Origin of the sequence: Inquilinus limosus (assembly GCF_051487185.1) — a bacterium.
In the GTDB taxonomy this organism is placed as follows: domain Bacteria; phylum Pseudomonadota; class Alphaproteobacteria; order DSM-16000; family Inquilinaceae; genus Inquilinus; species Inquilinus limosus_F.
Window position 1 is genome coordinate 56,092 of the sequence record NZ_JAHVDK010000014.1, and the last position, 13,921, is coordinate 70,012.

A 13,921-nucleotide genomic window follows, 5' to 3' on the forward strand; every position below is an offset into this window, starting at 1 on the left:
CGGGACTCGCCGACCCATCGATGGGGGAACGCCATGACGGTCAAGGGAAGCTGCCATTGCGGCGCGACTCAATTCGAGGTGCCGACGGCGCCGAAGAGCGTCACCCGCTGCACCTGCTCCTTCTGCGCTAAGCGCGGCGCGCTGTGGGCCTATTACCCGGCCGAGCAGTTCAAGCTGCTGACGGCGCGCGACCGTGTGTCGACGTATCAATGGCGCAGCTACACGGTTCAGCATCACCATTGCGCCATCTGCGGCTGCGGCACCTACACCGAGACGCCGGACTGGGTCGACGGCAAGCCCGATTTCACCCGGCTCAAGGTCAGCATCAACGCCCGGCTGCTCGACGATTTCGATCTCGATGTGGTGCCGGTTCAGGTGATCGACGGCAAGAACCTCTGGTAGTCAGCGGCGGCGGAATGGACCGCCGCCCTCCAGCAGCCGGACGAGGCGCCGATTCTGGCGGGAGCGCGCAGCATCCAGCGGTGAGCCACCGAAGCGGTTCTTCCGGTGCGGGTCGGCGCCGCGGTCCAGCAGCAGCTTCGCGGCCTGGATCCGGTTCTGCATCACGGCCTCGTGCAACGGGGTGTTGCCGAGCTCGCCCGACGCATTCGCATCGGCGCCACCGTCCAGCAGCGCCATAATCTCATCGGTCCGGCCGCGGATCGCCGCGATATGAATCGGGGCGTCGCCGAAGATCCCGACCTGGTTCACGTCGGACAGATCGATCCCGGCAAAATCGGGCAGCTCTTCGTCCCTGTAGCGTCTCAGCACGTCGTCCGCGTTCATCAAGGCATTCTCACAGCAGGGCGGTTTCCGATCAGGCCGCGTCGCGCCGCATCGCCGCGGTCTCGACCACGGCGGCGATGGCGTCAAGCAGCGCGGTGTCGTCGCCGGCCATGCCCTCCATCGACGCCATCCGGGCGATCACCATGGCGGCCACCGTCTCCTCCACCGTGCCCTCGGCATAGGCGTAGTAGATCACCGCGCGTTCGCCATCGCGGTGGCAGCGTCCCTCGATCTGCTGCAGCTGGATCGCGCTGTGCCGCATGTCGTGCACCACCAGCGACCGGTCGCGCTCGCCGCCCGGCAGCTCGCCACGATGCAGCGAGATCGACTCGGTCACCGTGAACAGCACGGCGTCCAGCCGACCGGTCTGAAAGGCGACGCGGATGGCCTCGTTGGCCTCGCCGGATTGCGTGCCGTTGATCTCTCCCACCGACCAGCCGCGGCCGCGCAGCGCCTCGGCCAGCATGGCGCTGGTCTCCAGGAAGGCGACGGAGATCGCGACCTGCTGCCCGTTCGCCAGCAGGTCTTCGCAGAACTCGGCGGTGCCGGCGATGCGCAGCAGGCTGGCCTTCTGGCGGAAGCGCAGATCGGCGGCCCAGCCGGTGGCGCGGCGGGTGCTGCCGCCGGCCAGGCCGAGCTCGCGCCGGAACTCGCGCCAGGTGGCCTCGTAGAGCCGCCGAGCCGAGGCGTCCAGCGCCGTGGGGGCCAGCTCGCGCTGCACCTCCGGCCAGCCGGCGATGTCCTCCGGCCGGCGGCGCAGCCCGATCGCCCGCGGCCCCTTGTACAGCAGCTCGGCCATCACCCGGCGGTCCTCCGGGTTCGGCTCCCAGCTCCAGTTCTTCCAGCGGCCTTTGGCACGCCCGATGCGCAGCCGCTTCATCAGGGCGCGGAACCCGTCCAGGTCGCCGGTGCCGCCGCCGGCCGCCTCGGCCAGCAGCCGGCCGAGATAGGACAGCTCGTGCGGTGCCTGGCCTGCGGTGGCGCTCATATAGATGGTGAAGGCCGCGGCTGCGGCCATCTGCCGGCAGACCAACCCTTGCTGGGAGTTCGGGTTGCGGATGCGGTGCGCCTCGTCGATCACCACGATCGGCCAGGTCCGTTTCGGCGTGCCGTGCTTGACCAGCTCGTTGTTCCTGGCGCGGGTCGAGCGCTTGGTGCTGACCGGCGGCGGCGCCAGCAGCGACTTGGTTTTCTCGAAATTGATCAGCGTCACCCGCTTCGCCGGGGTGCCGGAGCGCGCGATGGTGCGCCGCCATTGCGGCATCGCGCCTTTCGGGCAGATCACCAGCACCTCCTCCTCCGGCATCGCGGCGACGGCCAGCCAGGCGGACAGGGTCTTGCCCAGCCCGGTCAGGTCGCCCAGCAGGAAGCCCGGGCGTCCCGCCGCCCGGGCCGCGAGGATGGCATCGCGCGCTACGACCTGGTGCGGCCGCGGTACGAAGTCGGGGCCTTCATCGGCAGGGCGGATCTTGGCCAGATCGAGGGTCTCCATGGCTGCTTTCCTGGCCTGATCTTGGGCGAAGCGCAATGGGACCGGCCAGGACTCCCGGTCGGCTGCTCGGTGGAATACGGAATTCCGCGTTCAGGGACGATCCTATGATATTCTGGTTACAACGTTGTTTTTGCTTTGTTTTTTGATTTTTGCTCGACATGTTGCACTGCGTCATCCCGAAACGATCGCTTGCGATCAGAGGTTTCCATGAGGAAGAGCTTATTCTGCGGGGCCGTGCTGGCCGCGACCGCGGCTGCGGGCGTTGCCCAAGCCGCCGACGCCAACGTCACGTCAGGCCTGCAGCTCAAGATCTCCGGCCGAATCGGCTTCCTGGCCGGCCTGTCGCTGACCGACAACGGCACCGAGAAGTTCGACCGCGACTACGACTTCTCGTCGGGCGCGCGGATGCAGTTCGACGTCAAGAACGTCACCGATTCCGGCCTGGAATACGGCGCCCGCATCCGCTTCAACAACGTCAACCGGCGCCAGGACGTCACAGTCGACCGCACCTATGTGTACGTCAAGGGCGACTTCGGCACAGTGACCTTCGGCGACGCGCCCTACATCGCCGAGGATATCGGCGTGGTCTACGCCCATCAGACGCTGGCCACGAAGTTCGGCCTCGACACCGACTGGGCCGACGGCTTCCGCAGCTCCGCCAACACCTTCAGCGGCAGCGACCGGTTCTTCGCCGTGGCCGCCTACGACAATATCGGCGGGCTGAGCGGCAAGGACACTAAGATCAAATACACCTCGCCGAGCTTCTCCGGCTTCTCCTTCGGCGTCGATTTCACACCCGTTGCCGGCGGCAACGGCCATGCCGGCAATGGCGGCCGCAACGACCTGATCAACGACGGCAGCACCCTCTATGAGAACGTCGTCACCGCCGGCCTCGACTACAGCCAGACCTTCGACGGCACGTCGCTGCGTATCGCCGGCACGGCCAATACCGGCAACGGCGTCAGCGGCAACCACGATTTCGAGGCCTATACGCTCGGCGGCCAGGTCGGCTTCGCCAACGGCATCTGGGCCAGCGTGAACTGGACCCACTTCTCCAGCATCTACGCGACCGACAAGGCGATCGATTCGATTGTCGGCGACCTGTCCTACACCACCGGGCCCTGGCTGGCCTCGGTCGGCTACGCCTACACCACGGCAGAGAAGGGCAACGGGCTGGAGTCCAGCTTCACCGATGGCGAGGACCTGAAGGCCAATCACAGCGTGATCGGCACCCTAGTCTACAATCTCGCGCCAGGGTTCAACCTGTTCAGCGAGCTGCGTTACGAGAAGAACGAGTTCCGCGTGGGCAAGGACTTCGAGACCTCGGCCCTGACCGCCGGCACGGTCCTGACCTTCTGATCCCGACCGGGGCGCGGTTCGCCGCGCCCGGCCGCATCGGTCTGTGCTCCCGCCTCAGGCGAGCTTGATGCCCAGCACGCTCGCGCCGGTATAGATCCCCAGCAGCACGATTGCGATGCTGCTGATCACCAGCAGAGCGTTGAAGGCTGTGCCACCATACAGCTCGGGGTCGGTCTCGGAGCGCCGCAGGTACCAGACCGCCACCACCGCTGCGAGAAGGAAGATGCCGGTCGCCACCCCGCCGATCTGGATCATCAGCACCGGCGACTGCACGGTCATGTAGGCCAGCCCCCAGATGATCGGCAGGGCGACCGTGAAGATACGGATCCAGCGAGTCCGCTCCTGCGTGTCCTGCCAGTTCACCGCGCCGATGACGGCGAGCAGGTTGACATACATCCGCGCCCAGCTCGGAATCGCGGCCCACAGAGTCGAGCCCAGCACCGCGATCGCGCCGACCAGGAACAGGAAGCCGGCCCATTCGCCGAGCGTGTCGGTGTACATGCGCGAGACGGTGGTGATCATCTCGTTGCCGGCCGGCACCAGCCCCTGCGGGTTCAGCACCGCGGCGCCCATGATGTAAAAGGCGATGGTGGAGAAGGTATAGATGCACCAGGACAGAAAGGCGTCCTTGTACATCACGCTGATCCACCCCCGGGCGCGGCGCTTCCAGGCCTCGCTGCCGTCATTGGGACCGACCGACCGCGCATAGCCCTTCTCGACGCACCAGTAGGTATAGAAGGTCAGCTCGTCGGCGCCGACGCCGGTGATGCCGAACATGGCGATCGCTGCGCCCACCGCCCCCGCTGGGATGGTCAGGGCCAGCCCGGTCGCCAGATCGTCGGCGGCGTAGGGATAAGGCGTGAAGGGCAGGCCGAGCGCGATCACCACCGTGACGAGGGAGAAGATCACGACCAGGAACACCGCGCCCCGCTCGATCAGGTTGTAGTTGTTGGAATAGAGCAGCGCGATCGAGACGCAGACCAAGAGCGCCGTCCAGATCCCGAGCGAGACGGCGCCGAGCGGCGGCCCTCCGAGCGGCAGCAGGATCGAGAAGGCCAGGGCCGTGCCGCCCAGCACGCCGCCGACCTGCAGGATCTTCGACAGCGCCATGACGGCCCAGAGCAGGTTGACCCAGCCGACGCGGCCGAAGACCGGCGGCACTTTGTTGTAGCCGGTCAGGGCCGGCTGGCCGGTGGAGATCGTCCAGCGCGCCAGCTCGACCTGCACGGCCACTTTCACGAAGGTCGAGAAGATGACCATCCAGAGGAGTGCGAAGCCCACCTGCGCGCCCAGGGTGGTGGTGGCGACGAGCTCCCCGGACCCGACGATCGAGGCCGACAGGATCAGCCCGGGCCCGAGATGCTTCAGGCTGGCGGCCCAGCCCGTGGGCGGCTCCTGCACGCCTTCGGGCGTGAGGTGATAGGGATCGTCGAGATCGGTGATTTGCCGTTCGGCGATGTCGGTCATGGCCGTTTCCCCTTCTCAGCTCCGTGCATCCGCCCGATCGCCGTCGGGTTTGCTGATGCGTTCGGTTCCAAGGGTATCGTCCGACATTTCGGCGCAGCAGACGAGCCCAAACCGCACCCTCCGGCCCATGGCCCGCCTCAGGGCGCCCATGGCCGGATGGTCCCGGAGCTCCCATATCTTTCCGAAGGGAGCTCGGAAGCGTGAGCGTGTCGCGTGCGGCCCTGTTTGCGGCGGTTCTCGTCGCCGGTGTGATCGCCGCCTCCAGCCCCGCGGCCGCGGAGGATGGCGCGGCCGAGATTGTGCCGTCCGGGCCGGCGCTACTGGTCGCGATCGATGGGCCGATCGGCCCGGCGACGGCGCGCCATGTCCACGACAGCCTGGCGGAAGCGGCAGGGCGGAAGGCCGGGGTCGTCGTGCTGCGTCTCGACACGCCCGGCGGCCTCGCCACCAGCATGCGCGAGATCATCGCCGATGTGCTGGCCTCGCCGGTGCCGGTCGCCGGCTTCGTCGCGCCGTCCGGCGCCCATGCCGCCAGCGCCGGCACCTACATCCTCTACGCCACGCATGTGGCGGCGATGGCGCCGGGCACCAATCTCGGCGCCGCGACGCCGGTGCAGATCGGCGGCGTACCGCCGGGGGCGCCCGGCCCGGGCGACGAGGGCAAGGGCGGGAAAGGCGACGAGGCGATGATGGCGAAGGTGACGAACGACGCCATCGCCTTCATCCGCAGCCTCGCAGAGCTGCGCGGCCGCAACGCCGATTGGGCGGAAAAAGCGGTGAGGGAGGCGGCCAGCCTCTCGGCCAATGCCGCGCTCGCCGCCGGGGTGATCGACCTCGTCGCCCGCGACGCGGCCGATCTCCTGGAGCGGATCGACGGCCGCAGCGTCACCATGGCGGACGGGACCCACCGGCGCCTCGCGACCAGGGATCTCGCGCTCGAGGCGATCGAGCCCGGCTGGCTGATCCGGCTGCTCTCCGTCATCACCAATCCCAATGTCGCGATCATCCTGATGCTGATTGGCGTCTACGGCCTGATCTTCGAATTCACCAGCCCCGGTGCCGTCGCCCCGGGCGTCATAGGGGCGGTCTGCCTGGTGCTCGGCTTCTACGCCCTCGACATGCTGCCGATCGACTACACCGGCCTGGCGCTGATGCTGCTCGGCATCGCCTTCCTGGTGGTCGAGGCCTTCAATCCTACGGTCGTGCTCGGCCTCGGCGGCGTCATCTCCTTCCTGCTCGGTGCCGCCATGCTGCTGCGGATCGAGGGGCCGGGCTACCAGCTCTCCTGGCCGGTCATCGGCATAGCCATCGCGATGATGGCCGGGCTGGTCTTCGCCGTCAGCAACCAGCTCTGGCGGGCCCGGCGGCGCCCGGCGCGGGCGGGCGCTCAGGCGATGCAGGGGTTGCCGGCGCGGATCATCGACTGGAAGGGCGAAGCAGGCCACGTGTTCGCCCGCGGCGAGCGCTGGCAGGCCCGTGGCGAAGCCGGATTGGGCCCCGGCGAAACGGTGGAGGTCGCCGGGATCCAGGGGCTGACGCTCCTGGTCCGGCGCCGGGCCAAGCCTCGCGACGGAGATCGACGATGACCCTTCTCGACAATGTGGCCTACGGCCTGCTGCTGGTGCTTGCGGTCGCGTTCATTGCCGCCGCGATCCGCATCCTGCGTGAATATCAGCGCGCCGTGGTCTTCACCCTCGGTCGCTTCACCGGGGTGAAAGGGCCGGGGTTGGTCCTGCTCATCCCGATCGTGCAGCAGATGGTGCGGGTCGATCTGCGCGTGGTGGTCCAGGATGTGCCGCCCCAGGACGTGATCTCGCGCGACAACGTCTCGGTCAAGGTCAATGCCGTGCTCTACTTCCGCATCGTCGACCCGGAGCGGGCGATCATCGCGGTAGAGGACTTCATGGCCGCGACCAGCCAGCTGGCGCAGACCACGCTGCGTTCGGTGCTTGGCAAGCACGATCTTGACGAGATGCTGGCCGAACGCGACCGGCTCAACGCCGACATCCAGGAGATCCTTGACCAGCAGACCGACGCCTGGGGCATCAAGGTGACCAATGTCGAGATCAAGCATGTCGACCTCAACGAGAGCATGATCCGCGCGATCGCCAAGCAGGCGGAGGCGGAACGGCTGCGCCGCGCCAAGGTGATCAACGCCGAGGGCGAGCAGCAGGCCGCCGAGAAGCTGGTGCAGGCCGGCCAGGCCCTGGCCCGCGAGCCGCAGGCGATGCAGCTGCGCTATTTCGCGGCGCTGCACGACATCGCCGGCGAGCGCTCCTCGACCGTGGTCTTCCCGCTGCCGATGGATCTGCTCGGCCACTTCAACCGCCGGCCGGACGGAGGAGAATGAGCACAATCGGTACTTTCGATATCGGTGCTCTGCCAGGAATGGGCAGTTATGCAGACTATTTGCCGTAGTTCACGGATTATCTACTTATAATGGCTCGCGATTATTCTGCGACTCATACCTCATTTGAGGGATGTGATCGCGATCACTATCGTTTAAGGATTGTCTTGCGATAATCGAAGTGAATGGTCTCCGGCGCTAAGCCCGGGAGACGATCCCGGCCCTTTTCGCCGCAACGACATTCATCAGATTCATGGCCAGGGCTCAGGGGGCCCGTTACCCATGTTCAAAATGCTTTTGCTCGTCTGCGCGACCAGCCTGTCGCCGGCGGATTGTCAAATCGATACCGCGATCGACGTGATCCACGGGCCGGAAACGGCCAGCGCGGCCGCCTGTGCCTTCCAAGGTCAGGCCCAGATCGCGCACACCGCCCTGCCGATCCAGCCGGGCGAGACCTATCTGAAGGTGCGGTGCACGCAGGCGGCCGCGCCGGACACCGCACGCCCCGCCGTTGAGACCGCGGCCACGGCGTTCTATCGCTGATCTCAGAGATCAGGCGGTCACCCCGCCCGCAGATATTTCGCGCTGCCGTCGTGCTCGAACAGATACAGCAGGGTGCGAAGCGCCTGGCCGCGCGGGCCCTCCAGCTCCGGGTCCTTGTTCAGGATAAGGGCGACGTCGTCGCGCGCCGCAGCCAGCAGATCGCCCTGGGACTCGATATCGGCGACGCGGAACTCGGGCAGGCCGCTCTGCCGCGTGCCCAGCACCTCGCCGGCGCCGCGCAGGCGCAGATCCTCCTCGGCGATGCGGAACCCGTCCTCGGTCTCGCGGATCGTCGCCAGCCGTTGCCGTGCCGTCTCCGACAGGGGCGGCGAATAGAGCAGGATGCAGCGCGACGCCGCGTCGCCGCGCCCGACCCGGCCGCGCAGCTGATGCAGCTGGGCCAGGCCGAAGCGCTCGGCATGCTCAATCACCATCACCGTCGCCGCCGGCACGTTGACGCCGACCTCGATCACCGTGGTCGCGATCAGCAGGTCGATGCTGCCCTCGGCGAAGCCGACCATCACCGCATCCTTCTCCGCCGCCTTCATCTTGCCGTGCACGAGGCCGACCTTCTCGCCGAACATGCGGCGGAGGTCGTCGAAGCGATCAGTGGCGGCGGCGAGGTCGCTGGTCTCCGATTCCTCGACCAGCGGGCACACCCAATAGGCCTTGCCGCCGCTTGAGAGATGCCGCCCGATGCCGGCCACCACCTCGTCGATCCGCTCGGCCGAGACGGCGCGGGTGTCGACCGGGGTGCGTCCCGGCGGCTTCTCGGTCAGCTTCGACACCTCCATGTCGCCATAGGCGGTCAGCTGCAGCGTGCGCGGGATCGGCGTCGCGGTCATCACCAGCACGTCGACGCCCTGGCCCTTGGCCGAGAGCTGCAGCCGCTGATGCACGCCGAAGCGGTGCTGCTCGTCGATGACGGCCACGGCGAGATCGGCGAATCCGACGCTCTCCTGGAACAGAGCGTGGGTGCCGACGGCGATCCGGATCGACCCGTCAGCCAGGCCGGCCAGGGTCTCCTTGCGCGCCTTGCCCTTGTCGCGGCCGGTCAGCAGCCCAGGCTCCAGCCCGACCGGCTGCAGCAGCGCCGCCAGCGTTTCGCGATGCTGTCGCGCCAGGATCTCGGTCGGGGCCAGCAACGCCGCCTGGCGGCCGTCCTCCACCGCCGCCAGCATGGCCATCAGGGCGACCACGGTCTTGCCGCTGCCGACATCGCCCTGCAGCAGCCGCAGCATCCGGGTCGGCGCCGCCATGTCGGCATAGATCTCGGCCAGGGCCAGGCGCTGGGCATTGGTCAGGGCGAAGGGCAGAGCGGCCTCGACCGTCGCCCGCAGCGACCCATCGCCCCGGGTCGGCCGGCCGGGGCGCTGGCGGGTGGAGCGGCGGAACAGGGCGAGCGCGAGCTGGTTGGCCAGCAGCTCGTCATAGGCCAGGCGCTGCCGCGCCGGCGCCTGCGGCTCGAGCTCGGCCGGGTCTTCCGGCGCATGGGCGCGGCGCAGCGCCTCACGCCAGCCGGGCCAGCTGCGGCGCTGCAGCCAAGCCGCGCCCTGCCATTCCGGCAACTCGGGCGCTCGCGCCAGGGCCTCTGCGACCGCCTTCGCCAAGGTGCGCGGCGGCAGGCCGGCGGTCAGCGGGTAGACCGGCTCGACCACCGCGATCGCGTCGCGCTCTTCCAGCGTCCCGACCCGGTCGGGATGCGGCATCTGCAGCCCGCCCTGGAACTGCTCAATGCGGCCGGAGACGATGCGCGTCTGGCCGATCGGGAAGGTCGTCTCCAGCCAGTCCGGCCGGGCGTGGAAGAACACCAGGTCGATGCTGCCGGTCGGGTCCGAGGCCCGCACCCGGTACGGGGCCCGGGTGGAAGGCGGGCGGATATGGCCGTCGATCCTCAGCGTCAGGGTGACGATGGTGCCGGTCTGGGCCTCGCGCAGCGTCACCTGCCGGCGCCGGTCGATCACCCCGCTGGGCAGGTGCCACAGCAGGTCCAGCGCCTTCGGCCCGGCCAGCCTTTCGATCAGCCGCGCGGTCTTCGGGCCGATGCCGTGCAGGGATTCGATGGCAGCAAAGAGCGGGAAGAGGATTTGCGGACGCAAGGCTCGGGTCTATATGGGGGCTCACGTGGACACGCACCTTAAGCCAATGACCGAGCCGTTCGATAGCGACGCTGTCGCGCCGCTGCGCCGTCGCCTGCGCTTCCGCAGCTGGCACCGCGGCACCCGTGAAGCCGACCTGCTGCTCGGCGGCTTCGCCGATGCCACGCTGGATCGACTCGACGCGGACCAGCTCGCCCGCTACAGCGAGCTCTTGGAGAACAACGATCCCGATCTGTGGGACTGGGTGACGGAGCGGGCGCCGGTACCGCCCGAGGCCGATAGCGACGTCATGCGGCTGTTGATCGACTATGCCCGGACCCGGGGGCGCGGATGAGTGCCCTGGCTGAACCCGTCGCCGCCCGCGCCGCCGCGCAGCACCGCACCATCGGCGGCGTGCCGCAGGGCCAGGATGCGCGGCTGATCGCCGAGCTGGCGCGCAAGGCCGGCGACAAAGGCCTGCTGCACGTGGCCAGCGACGACGCTCGGCTGCCGGCGCTGGAGGCGGCGCTGGCCTTCTTCGCGCCCGACCTGCCGGTGGTTGTGCTGCCGCCCTGGGACTGCCTGCCCTATGACCGTGTCTCGCCGAACCCGGAGACGGTGGCGGAACGCGTTGACGCGATGACCCGCCTGCTGGCGCCGCGGGAGCCCGGCAGGCCCTTCGTGGTGCTGACCACCATCGGCGCCGCGATGCAGCGGGTGCCGCCGCGCGACGCCTTCGCCGAAGCCAGCCTGTCGGTGGCGCCGGGCCAGCGCGTCGATCTCGAGGCGCTGCAGGGGTTCCTCGCCCGCAACGGCTATCTCCGTGCCCAGACGGTTCGCGAGCCGGGCGAGTTCGCCATCCGCGGCGGCATCGTCGACCTGTTCCCGCCGGGGACGGAGGAGCCGCTGCGGCTCGACCTGTTCGGCGACGAGCTGGAGAAGATCCGCCGTTTCGACCCGATGTCGCAGCGGACGACGGGCGAGGTCGATCGGATCACGCTGAAGCCGATGGGCGAGGTGTTCCTGGACCCGGCCTCGATCGCCCGGTTCCGCAGCGGCTATCGCGAGCTGTTCGGCGCCATCAACGATGACGACCCGCTGTACGAGGCGGTGTCGGCCGGCCGCAAGCAGGCCGGCATGGAGCACTGGCTGCCGCTGTTCTACGACCGCCTCGACACGGTCTTCGACTATCTGCCCGATGCCTCGGTCACGCTCGACTACCAGCTCGAGCAGGCGCGCGACCAGCGCTTGGCCCAGATCGCCGACTTCTACGAGGCGCGGCTGACCCACCAGGCGGCGCAGAAGAAGGCGAAGACGCCGCCCTACCGCCCGATCCCGCCCGACCGGCTGTATCTCGATTCGGCGGAGTGGGAGTCCTGCCTGGCCGGCCGGCCGGTCGCCGATTTCTCGCCCTTTGCCCCGCCGGAGGGCGGCACCGATGCCGGCGGCCGGCGCGGGCACGATTTCGCCGAGGCCCGGGCCAACCCGGAGGTCAATCTCTACGCCGCGGTGCGCCAGCACATCGGCGAGCTGAAGGCGGCCGGCAAGCGCGTGCTGATCGCCGGCTACACCCCCGGCGCCCGCGACCGGCTGCGCTCGATGCTGTCGGAGCAGGGCAAGGCCGACTTCGCCGTGGCCGAGAGCTGGGCCGGGGTGGAGAAGGCCGACCCGCGCAGCGCCGTGATGGTGGTGCTGCCGCTGGAGCACGGCTTCGCCGCGCCTGACCTCGCCGTCATCACCGAGCAGGACATCCTCGGCGACCGGCTGACCCGGCCGCAGAAGAAGCGCCGCAAGTCCGAGCAGTTCATCGCCGAGGTCTCGGCCTTGGCGGCGGGGGACATCGTCGTCCACCAGGACCACGGCATCGGCCGCTACGAGGGGCTGGAGACGCTGACCGTCGGCGGCGCCGCGCATGACTGCCTGCGCATCGTCTATGACGGCGGCGACAAGCTGTTCGTGCCAGTCGAGAATATCGAGGTGCTGTCGCGCTACGGCTCCGCCGACATGGCGGTGCAGCTCGACAAGCTGGGCGGCGCCGGCTGGCAGGTGCGCAAGGCCCGGGTCAAGAAGCGGCTGAAGGACATGGCGGAGGAGCTGATGCGCATCGCCGCCGCCCGCGCCCTGCGCACCACCGCCGCGCTGCCGCCGCCGGAGGGGCTGTACGAGGAGTTCGCGGCCCGCTTCCCCTATGCCGAGACCGACGACCAGCAGCGCGCGATCGACGAGGTACTGGATGACCTGCAGGCCGGCAGGCCGATGGACCGGCTTGTCTGCGGCGATGTCGGCTTCGGCAAGACCGAGGTGGCGCTGCGCGCCGCCTTTGCCGCCGCCGCCAACGGCGTGCAGGTGGCGGTGGTGGTGCCGACCACGCTCCTGGCCCGGCAGCATTTCCGCACCTTCTCGGAACGCTTCAAGGGCTTGCCGCTGCGCGTCGCCCAGCTGTCGCGCATGGTCTCGGCCAAGGACGCGAAGCTGGTGCGGGACGAGCTGGCGGCCGGCACGGTCGACGTCGTCGTCGGCACCCACGCCATCCTGTCGAAGCAGGTGTCGTTCAAGAATCTCGGCCTCGTCATCGTCGACGAGGAGCAGCATTTCGGCGTCAAGCAGAAGGAGAAACTGAAGGCGCTGCGCGAGGACGTGCATGTGCTGACGCTGACGGCGACGCCGATCCCGCGCACGCTGCAGATGTCGCTGTCGGGCGTGCGCGAGCTGTCGCTGATCACCACCCCGCCGATCGACCGCCTGGCGGTGCGCACCTTCGTCCTGCCCTTCGACCCGGTGATTATCCGCGAGGCGGTGCTGCGCGAGCATTTCCGCGGCGGCCAGACCTACTATGTCTGCCCGCGGATCGAGGATCTGGCCGAGGTGCACCAGAACCTGCAGGAGCTGGTGCCGGAGGTGAAGATCGCCGTTGCCCATGGGCAGATGCCGGCGAGCCAGCTCGAGGAGGTGATGAGCGCCTTCTACGACGGCCAGTTCGACGTGCTGCTGGCCACGGCGATCGTCGAATCCGGCCTCGACGTGCCGTCCGCCAACACCATGGTGATCCACCGCGCCGACCTGTTCGGCCTTGCCCAGCTGTACCAGCTGCGCGGCCGCATCGGCCGGTCGAAGCTGCGCGGCTACGCCTATCTCACCTATGCGCCGCGCAAGGCGCTGAGCAAGACGGCGCAGCAGCGGCTGCACGTGATCGAGACGCTGGACACGCTGGGCGCGGGCTTCACCCTGGCCAGCCACGACATGGACATCCGCGGCGCCGGCAACCTCTTGGGCGAGGAGCAGTCGGGCCATATCCGCGAGGTCGGGGCCGAGCTGTACCAGCAGATGCTGGAGGAAGCGGTGCGTGCCGCCCGCGCCGGCGTCAGCACAGCGGAGGAGACAGCGGAGAGCTGGACGCCGCAAATCAATCTCGGCGTGCCGGTGCTGATTCCGGAGACCTATGTCGCCGACCTGCAGGTGCGGCTCGACCTCTACCGCCGGATCTCGGCGCTGGAGGGGCAGGCGGAGCTGGACGGCTTCGCCGCGGAGCTGATCGACCGCTTCGGCGCCCTGCCGGAGGAGGTCGAGAACCTGTTGGAGCTGGTGGCGATCAAGCGCCTCTGCCGCGCCGCCGGGGTGGAGCGGCTGGATGCCGGGCCGAAGGGAGCCATGATCGGCTTCCGCGGCAACCAGTTCGCCCGGCCGGACAAGCTGATCGGCTTCATCCAGCGCATGGCAGGGGCGATCAAGGTCCGGCCCGACCAGAAGCTGGTCTATGCCCGCGGCTGGGAAACGCCGCAGGACCGCGTGACCGGCGCCCGCAAACTGGTCCAGCGCCTGGCCGATCTGGCGGGGTAGGAGATCGGTTGG

11 protein-coding genes are annotated in these 13,921 nt (G+C 68.8%); 7 read left to right on the forward strand and 4 right to left on the reverse strand.

The genetic code is table 11. From position 1 onward, the window contains the following. Positions 1-33: 33 nt before the first annotated feature. Complete coding sequence (locus KXR53_RS17330) at positions 34-402, forward strand: GFA family protein (RefSeq protein WP_437376492.1); 369 nt, start codon at positions 34-36, stop codon at positions 400-402. Here KXR53_RS17330 and KXR53_RS17335 read toward each other — a convergent pair whose 3' ends face one another. Beyond that, positions 403-786: an ankyrin repeat domain-containing protein gene (locus KXR53_RS17335; protein WP_437376493.1), complete on the reverse strand. Its 384-nt coding sequence runs from the start codon at positions 784-786 to the stop codon at positions 403-405. 31 nt (positions 787-817) lie between these two features. Then, positions 818-2,278, reverse strand: a complete 1,461-nt coding sequence (locus KXR53_RS17340; RefSeq protein ID WP_437376494.1) for a DEAD/DEAH box helicase family protein — start codon at positions 2,276-2,278, stop codon at positions 818-820. 207 nt (positions 2,279-2,485) lie between these two features. Between KXR53_RS17340 and KXR53_RS17345 the strand changes: the two genes are divergently transcribed. Then, a complete protein-coding gene (locus KXR53_RS17345; protein ID WP_437376495.1) occupies positions 2,486-3,637 on the forward strand; it encodes a porin in 1,152 nt (383 codons plus the stop codon). Between the two features lie 54 nt (positions 3,638-3,691). Here KXR53_RS17345 and KXR53_RS17350 read toward each other — a convergent pair whose 3' ends face one another. Next, positions 3,692-5,104: an Nramp family divalent metal transporter gene (locus tag KXR53_RS17350; RefSeq protein WP_437376496.1), complete on the reverse strand. Its 1,413-nt coding sequence runs from the start codon at positions 5,102-5,104 to the stop codon at positions 3,692-3,694. 200 nt (positions 5,105-5,304) lie between these two features. On the opposite strand from KXR53_RS17350, the gene KXR53_RS17355 reads away from it, so the two are divergent. The 3 genes from KXR53_RS17355 (at position 5,305) to KXR53_RS17365 (ending at position 7,994) form a co-directional block, all read left to right on the forward strand. Further along, a complete protein-coding gene (locus KXR53_RS17355) occupies positions 5,305-6,690 on the forward strand; it encodes an NfeD family protein (protein ID WP_437376497.1) in 1,386 nt (461 codons plus the stop codon). Then, positions 6,687-7,454: a slipin family protein gene (locus KXR53_RS17360; protein WP_437376498.1), complete on the forward strand. Its 768-nt coding sequence runs from the start codon at positions 6,687-6,689 to the stop codon at positions 7,452-7,454. The genes KXR53_RS17355 and KXR53_RS17360 overlap by 4 nt, the downstream gene beginning before the upstream one ends. Before the next feature lie 279 nt (positions 7,455-7,733). Further along, positions 7,734-7,994 (forward strand): hypothetical protein, encoded by a 261-nt coding sequence (locus KXR53_RS17365; protein ID WP_437376499.1) that lies wholly within the window; start codon positions 7,734-7,736, stop codon positions 7,992-7,994. A gap of 17 nt (positions 7,995-8,011) precedes the next feature. Here the strand turns inward: KXR53_RS17365 and recG are convergent, their stop codons facing one another. Further along, on the reverse strand, positions 8,012-10,093 hold the full coding sequence (recG, locus tag KXR53_RS17370) for an ATP-dependent DNA helicase RecG (RefSeq protein WP_437376500.1): 2,082 nt from the start codon (positions 10,091-10,093) through the stop codon (positions 8,012-8,014). Between the two features lie 46 nt (positions 10,094-10,139). Between recG and KXR53_RS17375 the strand changes: the two genes are divergently transcribed. Next, positions 10,140-10,427 (forward strand): succinate dehydrogenase assembly factor 2, encoded by a 288-nt coding sequence (locus KXR53_RS17375; RefSeq protein ID WP_437376501.1) that lies wholly within the window; start codon positions 10,140-10,142, stop codon positions 10,425-10,427. After that, complete coding sequence (mfd, locus tag KXR53_RS17380; protein WP_437376502.1) at positions 10,424-13,909, forward strand: transcription-repair coupling factor; 3,486 nt, start codon at positions 10,424-10,426, stop codon at positions 13,907-13,909. Before KXR53_RS17375 ends, mfd begins: the two co-directional genes overlap by 4 nt. Positions 13,910-13,921: the final 12 nt, after the last annotated feature.

Bases quoted from the DNA above. Each gene is read 5' to 3' on its own strand.
- KXR53_RS17340 (WP_437376494.1), bottom strand. From the start codon at position 2,278: ATGGAGACCCTCGATCTGGCCAAGATCCGCCCTGCCGATGAAGGCCCC.
- mfd (WP_437376502.1), top strand. From the start codon at position 10,424: ATGAGTGCCCTGGCTGAACCCGTCGCCGCCCGCGCCGCCGCGCAGCAC.
- KXR53_RS17345 (WP_437376495.1), top strand. From the start codon at position 2,486: ATGAGGAAGAGCTTATTCTGCGGGGCCGTGCTGGCCGCGACCGCGGCT.
- KXR53_RS17330 (WP_437376492.1), top strand. From the start codon at position 34: ATGACGGTCAAGGGAAGCTGCCATTGCGGCGCGACTCAATTCGAGGTG.
- KXR53_RS17365 (WP_437376499.1), top strand. From the start codon at position 7,734: ATGTTCAAAATGCTTTTGCTCGTCTGCGCGACCAGCCTGTCGCCGGCG.
- KXR53_RS17335 (WP_437376493.1), bottom strand. From the start codon at position 786: ATGAACGCGGACGACGTGCTGAGACGCTACAGGGACGAAGAGCTGCCC.
- KXR53_RS17375 (WP_437376501.1), top strand. From the start codon at position 10,140: ATGACCGAGCCGTTCGATAGCGACGCTGTCGCGCCGCTGCGCCGTCGC.
- KXR53_RS17360 (WP_437376498.1), top strand. From the start codon at position 6,687: ATGACCCTTCTCGACAATGTGGCCTACGGCCTGCTGCTGGTGCTTGCG.
- KXR53_RS17350 (WP_437376496.1), bottom strand. From the start codon at position 5,104: ATGACCGACATCGCCGAACGGCAAATCACCGATCTCGACGATCCCTAT.